Origin of the sequence: Aminobacter sp. NyZ550, from assembly GCF_025628925.2 — a bacterium.
GTDB lineage: Bacteria > Pseudomonadota > Alphaproteobacteria > Rhizobiales > Rhizobiaceae > Aminobacter > Aminobacter ciceronei.
The window spans coordinates 636,398-656,831 of record NZ_CP114190.1 but is presented as its reverse complement, the minus strand read 5'-3'; the positions used below and the strand labels follow the sequence as shown (position 1 = coordinate 656,831).

General features: G+C 64.8%; 19 protein-coding genes and 1 tRNA gene. 6 read left to right on the top strand and 14 right to left on the bottom strand.

Features of this window, described 5'->3' with window-relative positions; all coding sequences use genetic code 11:
• Positions 1-44: 44 nt before the first annotated feature.
• Positions 45-857: an ABC transporter ATP-binding protein gene (locus N7E70_RS03180; protein WP_067955607.1), complete on the bottom strand. Its 813-nt coding sequence runs from the start codon at positions 855-857 to the stop codon at positions 45-47.
• 234 nt (positions 858-1,091) lie between these two features.
• Here N7E70_RS03180 and N7E70_RS03175 point away from each other — a divergent pair, with 234 nt between their 5' ends.
• Genes N7E70_RS03175 through N7E70_RS03165 form a run of 3 tightly spaced genes read left to right on the top strand, consistent with a single transcriptional unit; the run spans position 1,092 to position 4,049 of the window.
• A complete protein-coding gene (locus N7E70_RS03175; RefSeq protein ID WP_067955605.1) occupies positions 1,092-1,739 on the top strand; it encodes a TetR family transcriptional regulator C-terminal domain-containing protein in 648 nt (215 codons plus the stop codon).
• The gene (locus N7E70_RS03170; protein WP_263005525.1) at positions 1,736-3,310 is read left to right on the top strand and encodes a 5-guanidino-2-oxopentanoate decarboxylase; all 1,575 of its coding nucleotides are present in this window, start codon (positions 1,736-1,738) and stop codon (positions 3,308-3,310) included. Before N7E70_RS03175 ends, N7E70_RS03170 begins: the two co-directional genes overlap by 4 nt.
• A gap of 31 nt (positions 3,311-3,341) precedes the next feature.
• On the top strand, positions 3,342-4,049 hold the full coding sequence (locus N7E70_RS03165; RefSeq protein ID WP_067955601.1) for an SDR family NAD(P)-dependent oxidoreductase: 708 nt from the start codon (positions 3,342-3,344) through the stop codon (positions 4,047-4,049).
• A gap of 50 nt (positions 4,050-4,099) precedes the next feature.
• Here N7E70_RS03165 and N7E70_RS03160 read toward each other — a convergent pair whose 3' ends face one another.
• The 5 genes from N7E70_RS03160 to aroA all read right to left on the bottom strand — a co-directional run bounded on the left by N7E70_RS03160 (position 4,100) and on the right by aroA (position 10,068).
• Positions 4,100-5,242, bottom strand: a complete 1,143-nt coding sequence (locus N7E70_RS03160; protein ID WP_182574492.1) for an alpha/beta hydrolase — start codon at positions 5,240-5,242, stop codon at positions 4,100-4,102.
• A 219-nt stretch (positions 5,243-5,461) separates the two neighbouring features.
• Positions 5,462-7,159, bottom strand: coding sequence for a 30S ribosomal protein S1 (gene rpsA, locus N7E70_RS03155; protein WP_067955598.1), 1,698 nt, complete (start codon positions 7,157-7,159; stop codon positions 5,462-5,464).
• A gap of 170 nt (positions 7,160-7,329) precedes the next feature.
• The gene (cmk, locus tag N7E70_RS03150) at positions 7,330-7,968 is read right to left on the bottom strand and encodes a (d)CMP kinase (RefSeq protein ID WP_263005524.1); all 639 of its coding nucleotides are present in this window, start codon (positions 7,966-7,968) and stop codon (positions 7,330-7,332) included.
• Positions 7,969-7,987: 19 nt separating this feature from the next.
• Entirely contained in the window at positions 7,988-8,689 is a 702-nt protein-coding gene (locus N7E70_RS03145) for an SDR family oxidoreductase (RefSeq protein WP_067955594.1), read from the bottom strand.
• Positions 8,690-8,727: 38 nt separating this feature from the next.
• On the bottom strand, positions 8,728-10,068 hold the full coding sequence (aroA, locus tag N7E70_RS03140; RefSeq protein ID WP_067955592.1) for a 3-phosphoshikimate 1-carboxyvinyltransferase: 1,341 nt from the start codon (positions 10,066-10,068) through the stop codon (positions 8,728-8,730).
• 175 nt (positions 10,069-10,243) lie between these two features.
• Between aroA and N7E70_RS03135 the strand changes: the two genes are divergently transcribed.
• Together N7E70_RS03135 and N7E70_RS03130 are read left to right on the top strand one after the other, a co-directional pair.
• On the top strand, positions 10,244-10,630 hold the full coding sequence (locus N7E70_RS03135) for a TIGR02300 family protein (protein WP_067955590.1): 387 nt from the start codon (positions 10,244-10,246) through the stop codon (positions 10,628-10,630).
• Between the two features lie 146 nt (positions 10,631-10,776).
• A tRNA-Ala gene (locus N7E70_RS03130) sits at positions 10,777-10,852 on the top strand.
• Positions 10,853-11,100: 248 nt separating this feature from the next.
• Here the strand turns inward: N7E70_RS03130 and N7E70_RS03125 are convergent.
• Positions 11,101-11,358, bottom strand: coding sequence for a hypothetical protein (locus N7E70_RS03125; RefSeq protein ID WP_263005523.1), 258 nt, complete (start codon positions 11,356-11,358; stop codon positions 11,101-11,103).
• A 188-nt stretch (positions 11,359-11,546) separates the two neighbouring features.
• Between N7E70_RS03125 and N7E70_RS03120 the strand changes: the two genes are divergently transcribed.
• Entirely contained in the window at positions 11,547-12,611 is a 1,065-nt protein-coding gene (locus N7E70_RS03120) for a siderophore-interacting protein (RefSeq protein WP_263005522.1), read from the top strand.
• A gap of 10 nt (positions 12,612-12,621) precedes the next feature.
• Here the strand turns inward: N7E70_RS03120 and N7E70_RS03115 are convergent, their stop codons facing one another.
• The 7 genes from N7E70_RS03115 to N7E70_RS03085 all read right to left on the bottom strand — a co-directional run bounded on the left by N7E70_RS03115 (position 12,622) and on the right by N7E70_RS03085 (position 20,377).
• Positions 12,622-14,001 carry a serine hydrolase domain-containing protein gene (locus N7E70_RS03115; protein WP_263005521.1) on the bottom strand — a complete coding sequence of 460 codons (1,380 nt, stop codon included), beginning with the start codon at positions 13,999-14,001 and terminating at the stop codon, positions 12,622-12,624.
• Positions 14,002-14,100: 99 nt separating this feature from the next.
• On the bottom strand, positions 14,101-15,675 hold the full coding sequence (locus N7E70_RS03110) for an ABC transporter substrate-binding protein (protein WP_263005520.1): 1,575 nt from the start codon (positions 15,673-15,675) through the stop codon (positions 14,101-14,103).
• A 46-nt stretch (positions 15,676-15,721) separates the two neighbouring features.
• A complete protein-coding gene (locus N7E70_RS03105; protein ID WP_263005519.1) occupies positions 15,722-16,588 on the bottom strand; it encodes a MurR/RpiR family transcriptional regulator in 867 nt (288 codons plus the stop codon).
• 228 nt (positions 16,589-16,816) lie between these two features.
• Entirely contained in the window at positions 16,817-17,158 is a 342-nt protein-coding gene (locus N7E70_RS03100) for a hypothetical protein (protein ID WP_263005518.1), read from the bottom strand.
• A gap of 67 nt (positions 17,159-17,225) precedes the next feature.
• The gene (locus tag N7E70_RS03095) at positions 17,226-18,449 is read right to left on the bottom strand and encodes an alanine racemase (RefSeq protein WP_263005517.1); all 1,224 of its coding nucleotides are present in this window, start codon (positions 18,447-18,449) and stop codon (positions 17,226-17,228) included.
• A gap of 48 nt (positions 18,450-18,497) precedes the next feature.
• Complete coding sequence (locus tag N7E70_RS03090; protein WP_263005516.1) at positions 18,498-19,454, bottom strand: ABC transporter ATP-binding protein; 957 nt, start codon at positions 19,452-19,454, stop codon at positions 18,498-18,500.
• Positions 19,451-20,377: an ABC transporter ATP-binding protein gene (locus N7E70_RS03085; protein WP_263005515.1), complete on the bottom strand. Its 927-nt coding sequence runs from the start codon at positions 20,375-20,377 to the stop codon at positions 19,451-19,453. The genes N7E70_RS03090 and N7E70_RS03085 overlap by 4 nt, the downstream gene beginning before the upstream one ends.
• Between the last annotated feature and the right edge of the window lie 57 nt (positions 20,378-20,434).

Below are 20,434 nucleotides of genomic sequence, written 5' to 3'. Positions count from 1 at the left end.
GCTCGTCTGGGTTTTGCGCATGGTCCGTGCCATCGGGGACTACGCTAGCCAATGCTGCGGATGAATTGCTTTAGGCGTTCCGACTTCGGCGCGCCGAAAATCTGTTCGGGCGGCCCTTCCTCCTCGACCTGCCCGTTGAAGAGATAGATCACATGCGTCGCCACCTCGCGGGCGAACTTCATCTCGTGGGTGACCAGCACCATGGTGCGGCCCTCGCGGGCGAGGTCGCCGATGACCTTGAGCACTTCGCCGACCAGTTCGGGATCGAGCGCCGAGGTCGGCTCGTCGAAAAGCATGACGCGCGGCTGCACAGCGAGCGCGCGCGCAATCGCCGCGCGTTGTTGCTGGCCGCCGGAGAGATAGGCCGGATAGACGTCGCGTTTCTCGGCGAGGCCGACACGGGCGAGCAGCCGCTCGGCTTCTGCAATGGCGTCCATGCGCTTGATGCCGAGCACATGCACCGGCACCTCGATGACGTTTTCCAGGAGCGTCATGTGGCTCCACAAATTGAAGCTCTGGAACACCATGCCGAGGCGCGAGCGGATGCGCTCGATCTGACGGCGGTCGGCGGGGATGCTGTCGCCAAAACCATTGGGCTTGAGGCGGATCTCCTCGCCATTGACCCGGATAATGCCGCTGGTCGGGTTTTCCAGGCAGTTGATGCAGCGCAGCAGCGTCGACTTGCCGGAGCCCGAGCCGCCGATGATCGCCACCACCTCGCCATCGCGGGCCGACAGCGACACGCCCTTCAGCACATGCAACTGGCCGAACTTCTTGTGCAGGTTCTCGACATGGATGGCTTCGGCGGCGAGGCCGTCGGTCGGGGCAGGGTGCTTGGCTGCATCGACCGCAACCATCAGCGATGGCCCCGGCGTATGAACGTTGTCACGTCAGCTGGCAATCGGCTGCTCATGGTCGCGTCGCGATGTTCCCCTGGGCGGGGAGAGTGGACCCTTCTGCCTTGCGGCGTCAACGGCGCCATTTCCCGCTTCTTATGCGGCCCATTACGGCACTTGCGACGTTGTTATGCAAGTGTATAAATATTGCGAAAAGCCGGCTTCGGCGATTTTTCTCAAGACGCGAAGGTGGGCATGGCAGTCGCTGCGCGGAGAAAATTCCGCCGCGAAGGCGAGGAGCGCCGGCGGCAGGACCTGATCGAGGCGACGCTGGATTGCGTCGCCGAAAACGGCCTGCAGGGTGCCACCGTCAGGGCGATTGCTCTGCGCGCCGGCGTCACCGCAGGCCTGATCAGGCACTATTTCCCGGGCAAGGAAGAGCTGCTGCAGGCAGCCTATGCGACGATCATGGGACGCATGACCGAACTCGCCAAGACAGCGCTTGCGACCGTCGAGGAGGAACCGAGGCTGAGGCTCGCCGCCTTCGTCGGTGCCAGCCTGGTGCCGCCGGTCATCGACGCCAGGACATTCTCTTTGTGGGCGAGCTTCATCGGCCGGGCCGGCTCCGACCCGGCATTGGGCGTGGCGCACAGGGCCGGCTATCTCGGCTTCCGTGACGAGGTCGAGGCGCTGGTGGCCAAGGTGCTGGCCGATGTCGGCCGGAAGGCGAGCGAAGGCGAATTGCGCCGTCACGCCATCGCCATCAATGCGATCATCGATGGTTTGTGGGTGGAGGGTTGTCTCGCCGGCGACATGTTTGCCAGCGGCGAACTGGCGGAGATCGGCATCGGCTCGGTCGAGGCGATGCTGGGATTGAGCTTGCGACAGGGAGACGTGGCATGACGACGATCGGCGAAGCGCTCATCGGGCTTCTGGAGGCGCATGGCGTCGACACGGTGTTCGGCATTCCCGGTGTGCACACGATCGAACTCTATCGCGGGCTGGCGCGCTCAAGCATTCGCCACGTCACACCGCGCCACGAGCAGGGCGCCGGTTTCATGGCCGACGGTTATGCCCGTGCTTCGGGCCGCCCGGGCGTCGCCTTTGTCATCACCGGCCCCGGCCTGACCAACACCATCACCGCCATGGCCCAGGCACGCGCCGATTCTGTGCCCATGCTGGTCATCTCTGGCGTCAACGCGCTTGGCTCGCTCGGCAAGGGGCTGGGCTTCCTGCATGAGCTGCCCGACCAGCGTGGCATGATGGAGAAGGTGGCGCTGTCGTCGCGGCGGGTGACCGAGGCGGCCGAACTGCCCGGTGCGATTGGCAAGGCCTTCGAGATCTTTGCGACGCGGCGCCCGGGGCCGGTGCATATCGAGATTCCGCTCGATGTCATGGCCTTGCCGGCGGACGGTTTGCGGCAGTTGCCGAAGCGTGGCGCCGCGCATGTTCCGGGCGAACGCGTCATCGCCGAGGCCAGGCCGCTGATCAGTGCCGCGAAACGGCCGCTGATCCTTGCCGGCGGCGGGGCGCGGCGGGCCGGAGCCGAACTTGCGGCCCTGGCGGCAAGGCTCGATGCGCCTGTTGTGACCACGGCCAATGGACGCGGGCTGATGCACGGGCACGAGCTCAACGTGCCGGCAAGCCCGAGCCTCAAGGCTGTGCGCGCGCTGATGGCCGACGCCGATCTTGTGATCGCCGTCGGCACCGAATTCGGCCCGACCGACTACGACATGTATGGCGACGGCGGCTTCGTGATGCCGGAGAAGCTGATCCGCATCGACATAGACGAGATGCAGCTGGGACGGCGCCCGGCACCGGTTTCGATCCGGGCCGATGCGGCGGCAGCGCTGGCGAGGATAGGGGACGATGTCGGCGACGCGCGCAAGGCCGATGGTGCGGCGCGCGCCCGGGCAGCGCGGGAAAGCGCCTGGACGGAGATCGGTCCGGCGATGCAGGCGCAGGTCAAGGCCGTTGAAGTGATCCGCGACGCCTTGCCGGGCGCGATGATCGTCGGCGATTCCACCCAGCCGGTCTATGCCGCCAATCTCTATTACGACCATGACCGGCCGGGCGGTTGGTTCAACGCCGCGACGGGCTATGGCGCACTCGGCTTCGGGCCGCCGGCGGCGATCGGCGCAGCCCTTGCCGTCCCCGATGCGCCAGTCGTCTGTCTCAGCGGCGATGGCGGATTCCAGTTCACTCTGCCGGAGCTGGGTGCTGCGCTCGATGCGGCAGCACCCGTCATCTTCGTCGTCTGGAACAACCGCGGTTATCGCGAGATCGAGACCTCGATGCTCGACGCTGGGGTCGAACCCGTTGGCGTGTCGCCGGTGCCGCCGGATTTCGTGCTGATCGCGCAGGCCTATGGGCTTGAGGCGGAGCGATTGCAGAGTGTCGACCTGCTGGGTGTGGCGCTCAAGAAGGCCCGCTCGACGGGAAAACCCTGTCTGATAGAAGTCACCGTAGAATAGGCTGCGTCGCGGCCCACTACGGGAGTTGATCATGACTAAGAATTTCGAAGGCCGGCATGTGGTGGTTACCGGCGCGACCGGTGCGCTGGGGGCAGCGGTTGCCAGGCACCTGCTGGCCGAGGGCGCCATCTGCCACTTGCCGATCAGCCGGGCCAAGGCTCCTGACGGGTTCGAGTTTGCCGGTCATGATCGCGTCCATGTCGCCACCAGCGTCGACTTGACCGACGCCAAAGCCGTGGATGCTTTCTACGACGCCATTCCGGGCCTGTGGGCTTCGCTCCATTCCGCCGGTGGCTTCGACATGGCCTCCATCGACAAGGTCGATCCGACCCAGTTCGACCAGATGATGGACATCAACGCCAAGACCGCCTTCCTGTGCTGCCGTGCGGCGGCGCGCGCAATGATTGCGGGCCAGGCTGGCGGGCGCATCGTCAACGTTTCGGCCCGCGCCGGCATCGAGCCGCGCAAGGGCGGCGGCATGGCCGCTTATGCGGTGAGCAAGGCAGCTGTTGCGGCGCTGACCCTGGCGCTGGCCGAGGAGTTGAAGGGCGCCGACATCCTGGTCAACGCCGTGGCGCCGTCGACGCTCGACACCAAGGCCAATCGCGATGCGATGCCCAAGGCGGATTTCGCCAAATGGGTCAGCCTCGAAGCGGCTGCTGTTACGATCGCGCAGCTGGCATCGCCGGCCAATCAGGTCACCAGCGGCACGGTGGCAGAGATCTACGGCCGCGCGTAGGCACAATCGCCTGCAACGAAGTCAGGCCGCGAGCAGAATGGTGGCCGCGCCTACTGTGTCAGCAGGCCGCCATTGGGTACGCCAAGCAGTTTGGCCGGCAGGTAGATGACCAGCGAAGCAGCGCCCTTGATGACCTGGCCGCCGTCGGCCAGGATCGTCTCGGCCGGCGCGCCCTCGCCCCTGTCGGTGACGTCGTTCATCAGTCCGCCCGAGGTCGTCAACGCCATCAGCGTCGGCGAACTGGCGAAGACGCCATGGCTGCCGCCGTCGAGGTTGGAGGTGTCGAGCACGGTTATGTTCTCGGCCTGGAGGGCTGCGACGTCGGCGCCGCTGCCGACGCGTGGATGGCCGCCAGTTAGCCCGCCCGACAGGTTGAGCGCCTTGTCGCGCTTCGAAACCAGGATCATGAACGGGTCGGGCAGGTCGTCAATATCGCGCAGCTGGCTCTGGAAGACGTCGATGTCGATATCGGGTGCCGCAAGCACCAGGCCGTTGATGCGGTTGATGTATTTGCCGCGGCCGCTCAGCGACAGGCTGCGCAGCGCCTCCATCACCACATAGCTGCCCATCGAGTGGCCGACGAGCACGATGCGCTTGGCCTTGGTGCGGGCGGCGATCTCGATGGTGTCGGCAAGGCCGTCGCGGCTGTATGCGGCGCTGTCGCGGTCGTAGACATAGAGCGGCAGCGACCCGGCCGACGGCCAGGCGTAATGCAACGCCACCGCCTTGACCTTGTAGTCGTGGACGATCTGGGTGTTGCGGAAGATGCTGTCGGCGAAGTTGTTGTTGTAGCCGTGCACGAAGATGAAGATCTCGCGCTCGGCCTCGGGACGTCGCATCAGGTCGGCGTCGAGGGCGGCGACGAACTGCGTCTTGTCGTCATAGGGCTGGAAGGTGCGGGCGATGAAATTGCGTTCCGGGCTCGGCGTGCGGCTCGTGCTTTCGACCTCGCCGGCGACATGGGTCCTTGGGATGCCGATCTCGAACTTTGCGAAGTTGAGCTGCTTGGCGCGTTCCGCCGAATAGGGCAACGACAGGTCATTCGAGCGGGCGCGCATTGTCGAGACATAGATCTGGACGACGGAAGCGGATTCGCCCTGCTTGCCGTCATTGAGCCCAAGCACGGCCCGGCCGCCGCAGCCTGAGAGGACCAGCAACACGAAAAAGACGGTCAGAAAACGCAAACTGGGCATGGGCAGGCTCTGAACGCGGGCGGCAAGTCTGCGATTAATGCGCAGCAATTCCCTGTCGCGGCAACCTTGGACAAGCCGATCATGCCCGGCCGGGAAGCATTCGGATGAGCCGTGAAGCATTCCGGCATCACTTCTGGCCGGCGACGACAATCAGACAAAGAAAAACCCCACCGGATCGCTCCGGCGGGGTCATTCAGTTCACGACAATGAGCTGTTGGCTCAGTTGTTGCGGTTCTTCAGGGCTGCGCCGAGGATGTCGCCGAGCGAAGCGCCGGAGTCGGTCGAGCCGTACTGAGCGACTGCTTCCTTCTCTTCGGCGATTTCCAGCGCCTTGATCGAGACCTGCAGCTTGCGGGTCTTCTTGTCGAAAGCGATGACGCGGGCGTCAACCTTCTGGCCGACGACGAAGCGCTCAGGGCGCTGCTCGTCACGGTCGCGCGACAGGTCGGCGCGCTTGATGAAGGTCTCGATGCCGCTCTCGACAAGACGGACTTCGAGGCCACCATCCTTGATCGCGATCACTTCGCAGGTGACGACGGCGTTCTTGCGCAGTTCGCCAGAGGTCGAAGCTTCACCGACGGCGTCCTTGCCGAGCTGCTTGATGCCGAGCGAGATGCGCTCCTTCTCGATGTCGACGTCGAGAACCTGAGCCTTGACCATGTCGCCACGGTTGTACTCTTCGATGACCTGCTCGCCCGGACGGTTCCAGTCGAGGTCGGACAGGTGCACCATGCCGTCGACGTCGCCGTCGAGACCGATGAACAGGCCGAATTCGGTCTTGTTCTTGACTTCGCCTTCGACTTCGGTGCCGACCGGGTGGTTACGGGCGAAAGCTTCCCACGGATTCTCGAGCGTCTGCTTGAGGCCGAGCGAGATGCGGCGCTTGGCCGGATCCACTTCGAGCACGACCACGTCGACCTGCTGGGTGGTCGACAGGATCTTGCCGGGGTGCACGTTCTTCTTGGTCCACGACATTTCCGAAACGTGGATGAGGCCTTCGATGCCCGGCTCGAGCTCGACGAACGCACCGTAGTCGGTGATGTTCGTGACGGTGCCGGTGATCTTCTTGCCGATCGGGAACTTGGTGCCGATGTCCGACCACGGATCCGACTCGAGCTGCTTCATGCCGAGCGAGATGCGGTGGGTTTCCTGGTTGATGCGGATGATCTGCACCTTGACCGTCTGACCGATGTTGAGGATTTCGGTCGGATGGTTGACGCGGCGCCAGGCCATGTCGGTGACGTGCAGCAGGCCGTCGATGCCGCCGAGGTCAACGAACGCACCGTAGTCGGTGATGTTCTTGACCACGCCCTCGACAACCTGACCCTCTTCAAGGTTCTGGACGATCTCGGAGCGCTGCTCTGCACGGCTCTCTTCGAGAACGGTGCGGCGCGACACGACGATGTTGCCACGACGGCGATCCATCTTGAGGATCTCGAAGGGCTGCGGGTTGTGCATGAGCGGGGTGACGTCGCGGATCGGACGGATGTCGACCTGCGAACGCGGCAGGAAGGCAACGGCGCCGTCCAGATCGACGGTGAAGCCGCCCTTGACCTGGTTGAAGATGACGCCTTCGACGCGCTCACCCTTGGTGAACTTCTCTTCGAGCTTGACCCAGCTCTCTTCGCGGCGAGCCTTGTCGCGCGACAGCATGGCTTCGCCAAGCGCGTTTTCGATGCGCTCGACATAAACCTCGACGGTGTCGCCGACCTTGAGCGAGCCGTCCTTGGCCTTGGCGCCGAATTCCTTCAGCGGAACGCGACCTTCGACCTTCAGGCCGACGTCGATGATGGCCATGTCTTTTTCGATGGCCGTGACGATGCCCTTGACGACCTGGCCTTCGCCCGAATGACCGTCCGAGAAGGACTCTTCGAGCAGGCTCGCGAAATCGTCGCGGGAGGGATTAGCTTGTGACATTGGATCTCCTGGTGCGTCCCGGCTTGCGGGAGCGGCGCCGTGGGTTAGCGTTGCGTTGGCCTGCCAACATCCCGGGCAATAAGCCCTTGGCCGCCTGAAGCGGCAAATCGGCGCAAGAAAAATGCGGACAGGTCGGTTAAGTGGCGAAATCCGAGGATTTCAGCCTGTTCTCAGCTGCCAAGGGCCCGATCAACGATATCCCTGGCTGCGGAAAACGCGGCTTCTATATCCATTTCTGACGTATCGAGCAAGTGCGCGTCGTCGGCGGGCCTGAGCGGGGAGCCGGCGCGGCCGGTGTCGCGCTCGTCACGGCGGACGATATCAGCGAGAATCCCGGTGAAATCGGCGCTGCCGCCATTGGCCTCGATCTCGGCCAGCCGGCGCTGGGCGCGGACCTCGGCGCTGGCCGTGACATAAAGCTTCACGTCGGCATCCGGGCAGACGACCGTGCCGATGTCGCGGCCGTCGAGCACCGCACCTTGCGGCGCGCGTGCGAAGTCACGCTGCTTGTCGACCAGGATCTTGCGCACCTCGGGGATGACGGCGACCTTTGATGCCGCCTCGCCGACCGCATGCGCCGACAGCACCTTGCGGTCGAGATGGCCGAGATCGACGAGCTTCGCCGCCTCGATGGCATGCGCCACGTCGTCGAGCGGCCAGCCCTTTTCGATCAGCATGTGGGCGACGGCGCGATAGGTCAGCCCGGTGTCGAGCAGCGCCAGGTGGTAGTAGTCGGCGAGCCGGCGGGCGAGCGTACCTTTGCCGGCGCCAGCCGGGCCGTCGATGGCGATGGTGATCGAAGCAGGCATGTCCTGGCGAGATCCCTGGTCAGACGCCGCGCATCAGGCCGCCATCGACCTTCAGGCTCTGCCCGGTGATGTAGGCGGCGCCCTCCGAGGCAAGGAAGGCAATCGTCGCGGCGATCTCCTGGGAGGTGCCGTAGCGCTGCATCGGCACGCCGTCGCGGCGCTCGTCGGTCTGCGGCAGGCTGTCGATCCAGCCCGGCAGCACATTGTTCATGCGGACATTGTGCGGGGCGTACTGGTCGGCGAAGAGCTTGGTGTAGGCTGCAAGACCGGCGCGTGCCACGGCCGACGTCGGGAACATCGCCGCCGGTTCGCCGACCCAGGCGGTCGAGATGTTGACGATGGCGCCGCCCTTCTGGGCAACCATGACAGGCGCAACGAGGCGCGTCGCGCGCACGACATTCATGAAATAGACGTCGATGCCGGTGTGCCACTGCTCGTCGGTGATCTCCAGCAGCGGCGCCCGCGGGCCGTGGCCTGCGCCGTTGACCAGCACGTCGATGCGGCCCCACTTTTCCATCGTCAGGTCGACGAAGCGCTTGAGGTCGTCGTTCGACTGGTTGGACCCGGTGAAGCCGAGCCCGCCGAGCTCCTTGGCCAAGGCCTCGCCCTTGCCGGAGGACGACAGGACGGCGACCGAATAGCCGTCGGCTGCCAGCTTGCGCGCCGCCGCGGCACCCATGCCGCTGCCGCCGCCGACGATCATTGCTACTTTGTCAGACATAGGCTCGCTCCTCGTTGGTCCTGCCGAACTTAAGGGGCTTATTCGATCTCTGCACCCAGATCGGCCATCAGGCCCATGAATTCCGGGAAACTGGTGGCGATCATCGCCTGGTCGTCGATGGTGACGGGCTTTTCGGCAGCCAGGCCCATGACCAGGAAGCTCATGGCGATACGGTGGTCGAGATGGGTCTTGACGGTACCGCCGCCGAGGCCCTTGCCGCCGGGCACGCCGCGGACGGACAGCGTGGTCTCGCCTTCGCTGCAGTCGGCGCCATTGGCTTCGAGGCCGCGGGCAACGGCGGCCAGACGGTCGGATTCCTTGACGCGCAGCTCTTCCAGCCCCTGCATCAGCGTTTCGCCCTCGGCGAAGCAGGCGGCGACGGCGAGGACCGGGTATTCGTCGATCATCGACGGCGCGCGTTCGGCCGGGACCTTGACGCCCTTGAGCTCGGAGCCGCGGACGCGCAAATCGGCGACGTCCTCGCCGCCGGCATTGCGGCGGTTGAGGATCTCGATCGACCCGCCCATCTCGATCAGCGTGGTGATCAGGCCGGTGCGGGTCGGGTTCATCAGCACGTTTTCGATGGTGATGTCGGAGCCCGGCACGATCAGCGCCGCGACCAGCGGGAAACCTGCCGAAGACGGGTCGCCCGGCACTGCGATGATCTGGCCTGTGAGCTTGCCCTGGCCTTCGATGAAGATGTGGCGGACGCCCTGCTCGTCGGTCTGGACTTCGATGTTGGCGCCGAAGCCCTTGAGCATCTTTTCGGTGTGGTCGCGGGTCATCACCGGCTCGATGACGGTGGTGATGCCGGGCGTGTTGAGGCCGGCGAGCAGCACGGCCGACTTGACCTGGGCCGAGGCCATCGGCACCCGATAGCTGATCGGCGCTGCCTGCCGCGGGCCGCGCAGCGTCAGCGGCATGCGGTCGCCGGGCGAAGCGTTCAGCACCTGGACGCCCATCTGGCGCAACGGATCGAGCACGCGGCCCATCGGCCGGCCCGACAGCGAGGCATCGCCAATGAAGGTGGTTTCCATGTCATAGGTGCCGACGAGGCCCATGGTCAGGCGCGAGCCGGTGCCGGCATTGCCGAAGTCGAGCGGCGCCTCGGCCTGCAGGAGCGCGCCGTTGCCGGTGCCCTTGATGACCCATTCGTCGCCATGCTTCTCGATATGGGCGCCCATTGCCTTCATCGCGTCGCCGGTGCGCATCACGTCCTCGCCCTCGAGCAGGCCGGTGATGCGGGTTTCGCCGGAAGCCAGGCCGCCAAACATGAAGGAGCGGTGCGAAATCGACTTGTCGCCAGGAACGCGGGCGGTTCCAGACAGGGATTTCGACTTCCGGGCGATGGCCGGCTGCGGCACAGCTTGATGCGACATGGTGGTTCCTCGTGCGGGACGCCCCGCGAAACCGGGCTTTCCCAATGATTGCGGCGGTGTCGTAGCATCGATTGCCGCAACGGTCATCCCCCATCGCCCCTGCCGGGGGATTTGGCTTTGACAGCGCCCCAAACTGCGGCTAAGGGGTCCAAAAAGCGACAAGACGAGGCCTGACGTGGCAAAACCCGAACTTGGCACCAAACGTGTCGACCCGGAAACGGGACGTAAATTCTATGATCTGAACAAGGACCCGATCGTCTCGCCCTACACCGGCAAGGCCTATCCGCGCTCCTACTTCGACGATGGCAAGATCGCCGCCATCATGGAAGAGGAAGAGGAAGCCGACGCCAAGGAGCTCGACGCCGAGGATGAAGGCGCAGAGGTCGTGTCCCTGGAGGACGCCGACGACGAGGCCAAGGGCGGCGACGACCTGCCGGATCTGGACGACGATGATGTCGACCTGGGCGACGATGACGACGACACGTTCCTCGCCGACGAGGAAGAGGAAGACGACGACGTCTCCGACATGATCGGCGTCGGCGACGACGACGACGAGATCTGACACGGCTTTTCGGGAAACCGAAAAAAGGTTTCGATCAAGGCTTGCCAATGGTCGAATGCGGCGCTAGAAGCCGCCCAACAACACCGGCGCGGACGACAAATTCGCGCCGACCTTCGCCGGAAACGGCGCCCGGCCAAGGCCGGTGTGGGGCCATAGCTCAGCTGGGAGAGCGCCTGCATGGCATGCAGGAGGTCAGCGGTTCGATCCCGCTTGGCTCCACCAAATTCCTTCACCAAGTCAGCACGTTAGAGACAGTGGCCAGCAGGCCGCTACGTTGTCCTGACCAAGCAGTTTTCCTTCGTCACATCACGAGTTAGTCCGCATCCGCTCGGTTTGTCGGCGCAGCCATTTCATCCGGATTGAGCGTGCCGGCCAGTTGGGTAGCGCGTCCGTCGTGCATGGACCGCAGCCGGCCATCCGGGCGCCGTCGAGCGCGACCAGCGCCCGATTCGCTGCCTTAGGCGCGGTGCTCAACGCCGGGACGGAAACACCTGCTCCGCCGTCGGTCGGCCAAAACCGTCACTCATCAACTGGATGAGTAGAGATCCTGGCGTTCGGCCGCCGGTGACGCTGACCATCTGTCCAGTCGAATCGATGACCGTGCCGGCATGCGCCAGCGTGGTGAGTGCAGCGAGCAGCAGGCAAAGCAGGGCCGCGCGAGCAATGGCGCGCGACCGGAGCAAGGTCTGCGCGTCTGCCAGTAAGCTGAAGGGCTCTACACGGTCCATGTCGTCGGTCCTGTCCTGAGGCTGCGGCAACGATTTAACTTGACTATCATATTCAAGTTTAAATATTCAAGCCCATGACGCGGACAGTACCCGTCGAGCCAGCTCGGTGCGGCCCCGCACATTCAGCCAGCAATTTGCCAGGTGGACGACCTGGGGGTGGAAGCGACACGAACCGGAAGCGAACTGACATGACCGACCTTCAATCCCGCGCCCAACTGCAGCTGCAACTTTCGCCCGATCAACTGGAGAAGATCCGCGATCGGCTGGAGAGCTTTGACGCGAGCGCAAGCGCAGAGGGCGATGCCGTCAATTTCCGCTTCCTCTTTGGCGAAGCCTCGTTGGTGATGCCCAAGGGAGCGCTGATCATGCGGGCCAGGTCATCGCATCCCGACGGCCTGGCCCGGCTCAAGGATTTGATGGCGACGTCGGTGGAGTTCTACGCCAGAGAGAGCCAGCCGCAGATCGTTTGGCAGGGCGACCTATCGGGCCAAGGCGAGCTGGAGCAGTTCCGCCTGGCGACCGTCGTCAACGTGATCGACCTGACGCCGCATATGAAGCGCATCCGGCTCAAGGCGCCCAATCTCGAACGCTTCGCCTCGTTTGGCGGTCTGCACATCCGCATGCTGTTTCCGACGGCCAGTGTGCCGAATCCGGTCTGGCCGGTGCGTGGCAACAACGGCCTTGTGTCTTGGCCCGACGAAAACAGGCGCCCACCATCGCGGGTCTACACCATCCGCCGGCTGGAAGTGGCCGGCGGGCATTTCGACGTCGATTTCTTGATCCACGAAGGCGAGAGCGTCGGTTCCAACTGGGCATCGGCAGCGCGCGAGGGTGACAAGGTCGGCATTTTGGGGCCGGTCGGGCGTCCGCTCAGGCCGGCCGACTGGTTTGTCATGGGTGCCGACGAAACCGGCCTGCCGGCGGTCGGGCGGATGCTGGAGAGCCTGCCGGCAACGACGCGCGGCATCGCCTTCATCGAAGTCGCTGACGAGGGCGAACGCCAGCAGATCGACAATCTGACCGCGGTCGAGGTGAAGTGGCTGTACCGCAACGGTGTAGCAGGCGGCGAGAGCACCGCCCTCGCCGATGCGGTCATGTCGGTTGCCTGGCCGGAGCAGGTAACAGGCTTCGGCTGGTTTGCGGCGGAAGCCGCAGCGGCAAAACGGGTGCGCGACCACTGGCGCAGCGATCTGTCGCTGGGCCGAGACCAGACGATCGCCTCGGCCTACTGGACGCGAGGCGACGCCGGCTGATCCCCGGGGATCATTCCATGTGAAAGCGCATCGCGCTGACGCAGCCGTCCGCCTGCCGGTCGACGGTCCAGTGCATGTGATAGCGCCCGGTCGGCAGGCGGTAGCGCCGCTGGCCACGGCCGTCGTCGTCGACGAGTTCGAGCGGCGCCGGGCCGAGGTCGGATTCGCTCTCGACGATGACCTGTTCCAACCAGTGATCGTTCCATAGCTGCCAGGCTTCGTCGGTGAAGGCATCGCGCGGGGCCTGACGCGCGGCGATCATCCTGATCAGGCCGTCGTCAGCCTTGGTGCGGTCCGGCGTGGCGTCGGCGATCGGTTCGTATGGCGCCAGGGCGGCGTCGACGATGCCGGCAATCTGCTGTGCGATGCGTGCGACCTGGGCGTCGTCGACGTTGGCGAGCACGGCGACCGACAGATTCTGCGCCGGAAAGCGCGCGAGCTCGGTGCGGAAGCCGTACCAGGTGCCGCCATGCCTGATCTTGCGCTGGCCGCGCACGTCGGAATTCTGCCAGCCGAGCGCATAGCCGTTAATGGCAGGGCGGCCGTCGCGCATCAGCGCTGGCTCGAACATCTTGGCGACGATATCGGGGCGGAAGACCTGCGGCCGGTCTAGCTCGATGAACCAGCGCGCGATGTCTCGCGGCGAGAAGAACAGGCCGCCATCGCCGGTGCGCAGCAGCGTCGGCGCCGTCCAAAGCCGGTTGCGCAGCTCGCCATTTTCGCGGCTGTAGCCTGCCGAGCGGTTGGGCACAATGTCGGACCAGCTGGCGTCGCGGGCGCTCGCCATGCCAGCAGGCGCAAACAGCTGTTCGCGCAGCAGTGTGTAATAGGGCTTGCCGCTGACGCGGGTGACGATCAGCGATGCCACGATGTAGCTGGTGTTGGAGTAGCGGTAGCTTTCGCCGGGAGCGAAGGCCAGAGGCGACAGGCTGGCCAGTGCCAGCAGCTGCGCGTCGTTGTGGTCCTGCCAGAGATTGAGTGGCACGACGTTCCCTTCGATCGGCGCCGGCGCAAAGGCATCGCCGAAATTGCCGAGGCCACTCATCATCGTCAGCAGCTGGCGGATCGTCATCGCGGCCCAGCTCTCCGGCGTCTCGATCAGGTAGCGCCTGACCGGATCGTCGAGCTTGAGACGCCCCTGCTGAACCAGAAGCAGCACGGCGGCGGCGGTGAACATCTTGCCGGTCGAGCCCGAGTGGAAGATGCTGTCTGATGATGCTTGCACGTTGTGCTCGACATCGGCCAGGCCATAGCCGCCGATATGCAGGACCTGCCCGTCGCGGACGATGGCCACGCCAAGCCCAGGGATCTTGCTGCGCTCCATCTCTGCATTCAGGTGGTCTTCCAGCGTGGTTGCGAGGTTGGTGGCGGATTTTTCCGTGCTGTGCATTGCGGTGTCTTTCATTGCTGCGTGCGGTGGCAGGCATGCGGCACTGTTGCGCCGCATGATGGTCCGATGCCGTCTTTCGGTTCAGGTGACGTCTGGCCGTCAGTCGGCGGGTTTGACGTCGACGAGCGAGTAGGGCGCCCGGAACGGCTGGGGTACCGAAAGCCTCGTCTTGTTGAAAACCATCGTCTGGGCCGGTTCGTGCACCGGTACACCGACGAAATTGGCGAGCAGCTGGCCGTGGAAGTTCCGGAAGTTGACGACGCGCTCGTCCCACGACTTCGAGCCATACATGGCGAGTTCACGCAGCTCCTCCGACTTCGGGTCGTTCCACATCGACAGGTTCCAGGAATCCAGGCGCTTGGCACTGAAGAACCAGTCGAGGATGTCGGCGTTGGTCCAGGAATAGGGCGCAAGCACCAGCTCGCGCTCGGGCTTGAGGAACTGGCTGCGGTAGGTGCCGGCGTCGAACACGGTGATCTCGGCTTTCACGCCGACGGCCTTGAGCTGTGCCTGGATGATCTCGGCCGTACGCCTGTATTCGGTATCGGCCCGGGCCCAGAGCTTGACCGTAAGCGGCTTGCCGTCCTTAACGCGAACGCCATCGCCACCGCGCAGCCAGCCGGCCTCGTCGAGCAGGCTGGCTGCCTTGGCGGAATCGTGCCTGATCTCCAATGCCGGATCGACCTTTGCCTCGCCCAGCGTGGCGACCAGGAACTGGTGCGCCTCCTTGCCGACCCCGCCATAGACGCTCTTCAGGATCGAGGCCTGGTCGATGGCAAGTGCTGTCGCCTGCCGCACGCGGATGTCGGTGAAGGGGGCAGCCTGGGTGTTGATGGTAACGAGGGTCACGCCATAGCCGGGAAGCTCCCTCAGATCGATGTCTGCCTCGTCCTTCAGCTGCGGCAGGAAGTCGGTCGGCACGTCGAGCAGCATGTCGACGCCGCCGGTCTTGAGTTCGAGGAAGGCGGTCGAAGCGTCGGGGATTTCGCGCGCGGTCAGGCGCTTGATGTACGGCGCGCTTCTGTTTTCCGTCAGCGCGCTGCCCCAGCTGTAGTCCTCATTGGCGACGAGCACGGTTTCCTGGCCGACGACGAAGCTCTCGAGCTTGTAGGGGCCGGTGCCGACGGCCTCGGTCACGCCGTAGTCCTGGCCGCCCGCCTCATAGGCCTTCGGGCTCGGGACGCCCATGTTCGTCATGGCGAGGTTGAAGATCAGGTTCGGCTCGGGACGCTTCAGGATGAAGCGCACTGTGTGGTCGGCGACGACCTCGACGCTCTCGATGGCATCGACCATGTATTCGTTTTCGGTGCCTTTGAACTTGGGGATCCACCAGGCGATGGTCTGGGCGTTGAACGGCTCGCCGTCGGTAAAGGTCACGTCTTTGCGCAATTCGAAGGTCCAGCTCATACCGTCGGGACTGACCTCCCAGGAGCTGGCGAGATGCGGATGATAGGACTGGTCGGCCGCCTGCTCGACGAGACGGTCGTAGATCAGCCCGGCGGCCATGTTGAGGGTGACGGCGCGGATCGGATCATAGCTGGCGGCGCCCGACTCCTGGCGCCCGATCACGATCACCGCCTCGGTTTCCGCCAATGCGTGCGCGGGCGAAAACAGCCCGACAGCGATGCCAAGCGAAATAGCGGATGCAGAAAATAGGAACCAGCGACGGTTCATGAACCCCTCCCAAGGTTGCGTTGTGGATCGTGTGGCGGTGTCGGTGCTACGTCTTGCGGCCGGCGTGGCCGACGAAATCGCCATAGAGACCGGACATCCGGTCGAGCCGTTGCTCGACCTCCGGCCCGAGCTCGCCGATGATGCCATTGACCATCAGGTGGACGAGCGTCAGCATCGGCCCGTTGGTGTCCCAGAACAGGTTGATCTCCGAAGGTACTGCAAAGACCTCTGTGGTGCAGTCATGCGCCCAGTCGCAGAACAGGTCGGTGACGAGTGTCACCGGCATGCCGGCGTCGCGGGACCTTTGCGCCAGGAGCGCGGCCTGGCGGGAATAGCGGCGCGCGTCGAACATGACGAGCGCCGAGGCTTTCGGGTCGGCGAGCAGCACCTCGGAAAAAATGCCCGAGGAATGGTCGGCGAGATGCACGCCGTCCCTGACATACTGGAGCAGGTGGGCCATTGTCGCGGCGATGCCGCGCTCGCTTTGGAAACCGGCGATGAAGACGTTGTTCACTGTCGCAAGGCGCTTGACCACGGCGGACCATTGCGGCGTCCGAACCAGCTCATAGACCCGAACGGTGGCGGCGAGTTCGAGCTCGAGGCTTCTTGCCAGGTCGCCGCCACCTTCGCGGGTGCTCGCTTGGAACTCGCGCAGCCGGTCGCCGATCAGCCACGGGCTGTCGGAGACATCGACCTTGAGGTCGGCCTTGAGGTCCTTGAAGTGCTGGTACCCGATCGAGCGGCAGAAACGCCCGACCGTCAGTTCGCTGACGCCGACCTTTTCGGCGACGGTCATCGCGGTTTCGAACGGCAGTTCGCTGAGATTGGCCAACATGTAGGTGGCGATGGCGCGGCTCGCCCCCGCGCCGTTCTGCAGGCTGTCCGTCAATCGCTGGCGTACCGTTCCGCTCATCTGTTCTCCTCTTGCAAATAAGTTTGTCAGTTTTCTGAAGTCGAATCAATAGTGTTATTTTTCTGACATTGCAGGATATACGGAAGCTTCGCCGATGCGCTGCACCGCCGGCAGTAGCGCTGGATGGGCGATCGCATGAGAACGGCGCCGGTGGGGCATTCGTCTGGCAACGCTGATGCCGAGCGGCTGGAAGAGGTGGTCAGTGTCGGCGTGTTGCGCGGCAATTGCCTAGCGGCATTTGCGCTTTCTGACAGAGTCGATGGCGGCCTGCTCCTGCCGCAGGCCGTCGATCCTGGCCGTCTGCCTGTCCTGGATGGCAGTGATGGCCTTGGTGCCGCCCGGCGCCCATGCCGGAACGTTCCACTGGCCGACGGTGCCGCGGCTGATCGCGGTGCGCGAAATGCTTGATGCCGTGGTGCCCATGACGACATCGAGTTCAGCACAGGCCATGGCGTCGTACTTCAGCGGATCAACTGGTCCGACCGAGCCTGGCCCGGATACGCAGCCGGCCGCGGCGGCCAGGGCGAGGAACAGTGCGGTCCTCGCTGAAGCAAGAGCAATTGCCTTCATCGGGCAAGAGTAACAAGCCCGGCCGGAGATTGGAACCAGGTGCCCAGGTGAGCGCTCGCGCGTCAGCTCAGGTCTGGCAGCTGCGGGCGTTGACCGGCAGCGTCAGCACTTCGCCCTCGTCACGGCGAAGGACAAAACTGTCGAAATTGGCGATGGTGGCGCAGGAGTGATTGGGGAACACCCTGACGCGGCTGCCGAGCGGCAGGGTGCGAACTCCCGCGGGTACGAAGCCGTGCTCCTCCGACATGCGTTCGAGCGTCCACACGCCAGCGCCGCTGCCGGCGTCGGCGCCGATGACGATGCCGAAGCCGTTGCCGCCCATGCCATGGGCGCCACGGTCGGAGCTCATCGTCTTGGAGCCGGCATCGATGATGAAATGTGTGTCGTTGGCGGCAACGACACGAGCCACCACCGAAAGCGCCAGATCGTCGGCACTGCAGATGCCGAGGCGGAGGGCGGTGCCGTCGAGGAAGACGTAGTTGCCAGGGCGGATGCAGTCGACTGCCTGCAGCGGCGCGCCGAGACAGGTCGGCGTCGCCCCGACCGACAGGCAGGGTACATCGATGCTCAGGCCCTTCAGCATGGCGGCGAGGCCGGTTAGTGCTGCCGCCTCGGTGCGGGCAACCGCGGCGAGGTTTTCGGAATCGGTTGCGGCATAGGAATGGCCGGCATGCGACAGCAGGCCGGCGAAATGCAGGCCGGGTGCTGCGGCGATCTTTTGGCAGACAGCGATCGCCGCGGGATCGTTCGGCTTGAGGCCAACGCGACCGAGACCGACATCGACCTTGAGGAAGACGCCGATGTCGACGCCGTGGCGCACGGCAGCGGTGGAGAGCGCGTCGACGCCCATTTCGCTGGCGGCAATCGTGCGCAGTTCGGTGCCGTGCGCCTTCACCGCCGGCAGCAGGCGGTCGAGCGAACCGGCATTGACGATCGGATAGGCGACGATGATCGAGGGGATGCCGGCCTCGACGAAGACCAGTGCCTCGCTTGGCTTGGAGGCGGTGATGCCACGGGCGCCGAGCGCCAGCTGCCGCTTCGCCAGGTCGATGCTCTTGTGCGTCTTGACGTGCGGGAACATGACGAGCCCTGCAGCATCGGCGCGGGCCTGCATCGTCTGCATGTTGCGGGCCAAGCGCGTCTCGTCGACCTCGACATAGGGTGTCGGCCTTTCCGCCGCGGCCGGGCGCCTAAGGCCCTCGATCTTCAGCTGCGCTTGGGATGCGGCAATGTCGGGGCTTGTGTTGGCGGACGCAGGGGCGGCCGCCAACGACATGTTCGAAGGGGTCATGTTGGGAATGCTCTGATTTGAAATAGGGAATGCTTGATAAGGCAGTCGTCAGCCCGCGGCCACCTGTCTTACGTAGTGGGTGGATGAGATCTGGTGCATCGGCAGCTCGACGGGCACGAAGTCGGGCGCGCGCATGGCGCTCGGGATTTCGTCCGACATTGGCACTCGTCCTTCCGGACGGCGCGTCGGATCGGCGATCGGCACCGTCGACAAAAGCTTGCGCGTGTAGGGGTGCTGTGGGTTGCCGAAGATCGAGCGGCGGTCGCCGATCTCGACGATCTCGCCGAGATACATCACTGCGACCCGGTGGGCGATGCGCTCGACCACGGCCATGTCGTGGCTGATGAACAAAAGCGCGATCTGCATGTCGCGCTGCAAATCCATCAAAAGGTTGATGACCTGTGCCTGGATGGTGACGTCGAGCGAGGCGACCGCCTCGTCGGCGACGATCAGGCGCGGGCGGAGGGCAAGGGCGCGGGCAATGCAGATGCGCTGGCGCTGGCCGCCGGAGAAGGCGTGCGGGTAACGTTCGAGCAGCTCCGGCGCGAGCTCGACCTTGGCCATCAGCTCGGCGGCACGGGCGCGCATGGTCTCGAGCGAGCCGAGCTTGTGCACCCGCATCGGATCGATCAGCGACTGCTCGATGGTCATGCGCGGATTGAGCGAGGAGAACGGGTCCTGGAAGACCATCTGGGCCTGGCGCCGAAACTTCGCCACGACTTGCCGCGGCGCGCCGACAAGTTCGACGCCGTCGAAGCGGATCGAGCCGGAGCGTGGCTTGTCGAGCTGCATGATCGACCGCGCGACGGTGGACTTGCCACAGCCCGACTCGCCGACCAGCGCCAGTGTCTCGCCGGGGAAGATGTCGAAGGAGACGTTTTCAACGGCATGGACGCGGCCGGAGACATGGCCGAACAGGCCGGTCTTGAGGTCGAAGCGGGTGACCAGCTTGCGCACTTCGACCAGCGGCCGGCCAACCTCTTTCATTGGGGAGGATGCGTTCATTTGCCTGCCTCGGCGAGCTGGCACTCCGGTTCGAACACCAAGAGCGGGAACTTTTCGGGCGCGTCCTTGTCGGCCATGCTGCCGAGGCGCGGCACTGCCGAGATCAGCGCGCGCGTATAGGCGTGCCTGGGCTTGGCGAAGACGTCGTAGACGGTTCCCGTCTCGACGATCTCTCCCTTAAGCATGACGCACACCCGGTCGGCGACCTCGGCGACGACGCCCATGTCATGGGTGATGAACAATACCGACATGCCGATCTCCTGCTGCAAGGCGCGAACAAGATCGAGGATCTGCGCCTGGATGGTCACGTCGAGCGCCGTTGTCGGCTCGTCGAGGATCATCAGCGACGGCCGGCAGGCGAGCGCGATCGCAATCATCACGCGCTGGCGCATGCCGCCGGAGAGCTGGTGCGGATACTGGTCGAGGCGGCGTTCGGCATCGGGTACGCGCACCAGCTTGAGCGTGTTGAGCGCGATCTGGCGCGCCTGCTCCGGTGTCTTGCCCTGATGGTGGACGACGGCCTCGGCGATCTGGTCGCCGACGGTGAAGACCGGGTTCAGGCTCGACATCGGATCCTGGAAGACGATCGAAATTTCGGCGCCCCTGAGTGCCTCGACGCGCTTTTCGGAGAGCTTGGCGAGGTCGGCGACCTTGCCGTCCTTGAGGCGCATCAGTACCCGTCCGCCGGTGATGGCGGCACCATCATATTCGGTCAGCCGCATGATCGTCATTGCCGTCACCGACTTGCCCGAGCCGGACTCGCCGACCAGCGCCACCGTCTCGCCGCGCGAAATGGTGAAGGAGATGCCGCGCACGGCGCGGAAAGGTGCGCGGGAGCGGACAGCGAAGGAGACTTCGAGATCCTCAACCGACAGGATGACATCCTCGGGCAGTTGGGGTGGGGCGGAGTTGGCAGGGATCATCGGCGCATGGACCCGGTTTCAACGACGAGATGTCGTGTCGGGGCATCGAACGCAACG

Coding starts and splice junctions, on each gene's coding strand:
- N7E70_RS03125 (WP_263005523.1), bottom strand. CDS start 11,358: ATGGACCGTGTAGAGCCCTTCAGCTTACTGGCAGACGCGCAGACCTTG.
- N7E70_RS03100 (WP_263005518.1), bottom strand. CDS start 17,158: ATGAAGGCAATTGCTCTTGCTTCAGCGAGGACCGCACTGTTCCTCGCC.
- aroA (WP_067955592.1), bottom strand. CDS start 10,068: ATGTCGCATCAAGCTGTGCCGCAGCCGGCCATCGCCCGGAAGTCGAAA.
- N7E70_RS03110 (WP_263005520.1), bottom strand. CDS start 15,675: ATGAACCGTCGCTGGTTCCTATTTTCTGCATCCGCTATTTCGCTTGGC.
- N7E70_RS03120 (WP_263005522.1), top strand. CDS start 11,547: ATGACCGACCTTCAATCCCGCGCCCAACTGCAGCTGCAACTTTCGCCC.
- N7E70_RS03175 (WP_067955605.1), top strand. CDS start 1,092: ATGGCAGTCGCTGCGCGGAGAAAATTCCGCCGCGAAGGCGAGGAGCGC.
- N7E70_RS03165 (WP_067955601.1), top strand. CDS start 3,342: ATGACTAAGAATTTCGAAGGCCGGCATGTGGTGGTTACCGGCGCGACC.
- rpsA (WP_067955598.1), bottom strand. CDS start 7,159: ATGTCACAAGCTAATCCCTCCCGCGACGATTTCGCGAGCCTGCTCGAA.
- cmk (WP_263005524.1), bottom strand. CDS start 7,968: ATGCCTGCTTCGATCACCATCGCCATCGACGGCCCGGCTGGCGCCGGC.
- N7E70_RS03105 (WP_263005519.1), bottom strand. CDS start 16,588: ATGAGCGGAACGGTACGCCAGCGATTGACGGACAGCCTGCAGAACGGC.
- N7E70_RS03180 (WP_067955607.1), bottom strand. CDS start 857: ATGGTTGCGGTCGATGCAGCCAAGCACCCTGCCCCGACCGACGGCCTC.
- N7E70_RS03170 (WP_263005525.1), top strand. CDS start 1,736: ATGACGACGATCGGCGAAGCGCTCATCGGGCTTCTGGAGGCGCATGGC.
- N7E70_RS03115 (WP_263005521.1), bottom strand. CDS start 14,001: ATGCACAGCACGGAAAAATCCGCCACCAACCTCGCAACCACGCTGGAA.
- N7E70_RS03090 (WP_263005516.1), bottom strand. CDS start 19,454: ATGAACGCATCCTCCCCAATGAAAGAGGTTGGCCGGCCGCTGGTCGAA.
- N7E70_RS03145 (WP_067955594.1), bottom strand. CDS start 8,689: ATGTCTGACAAAGTAGCAATGATCGTCGGCGGCGGCAGCGGCATGGGT.
- N7E70_RS03095 (WP_263005517.1), bottom strand. CDS start 18,449: ATGACCCCTTCGAACATGTCGTTGGCGGCCGCCCCTGCGTCCGCCAAC.
- N7E70_RS03160 (WP_182574492.1), bottom strand. CDS start 5,242: ATGCCCAGTTTGCGTTTTCTGACCGTCTTTTTCGTGTTGCTGGTCCTC.
- N7E70_RS03085 (WP_263005515.1), bottom strand. CDS start 20,377: ATGATCCCTGCCAACTCCGCCCCACCCCAACTGCCCGAGGATGTCATC.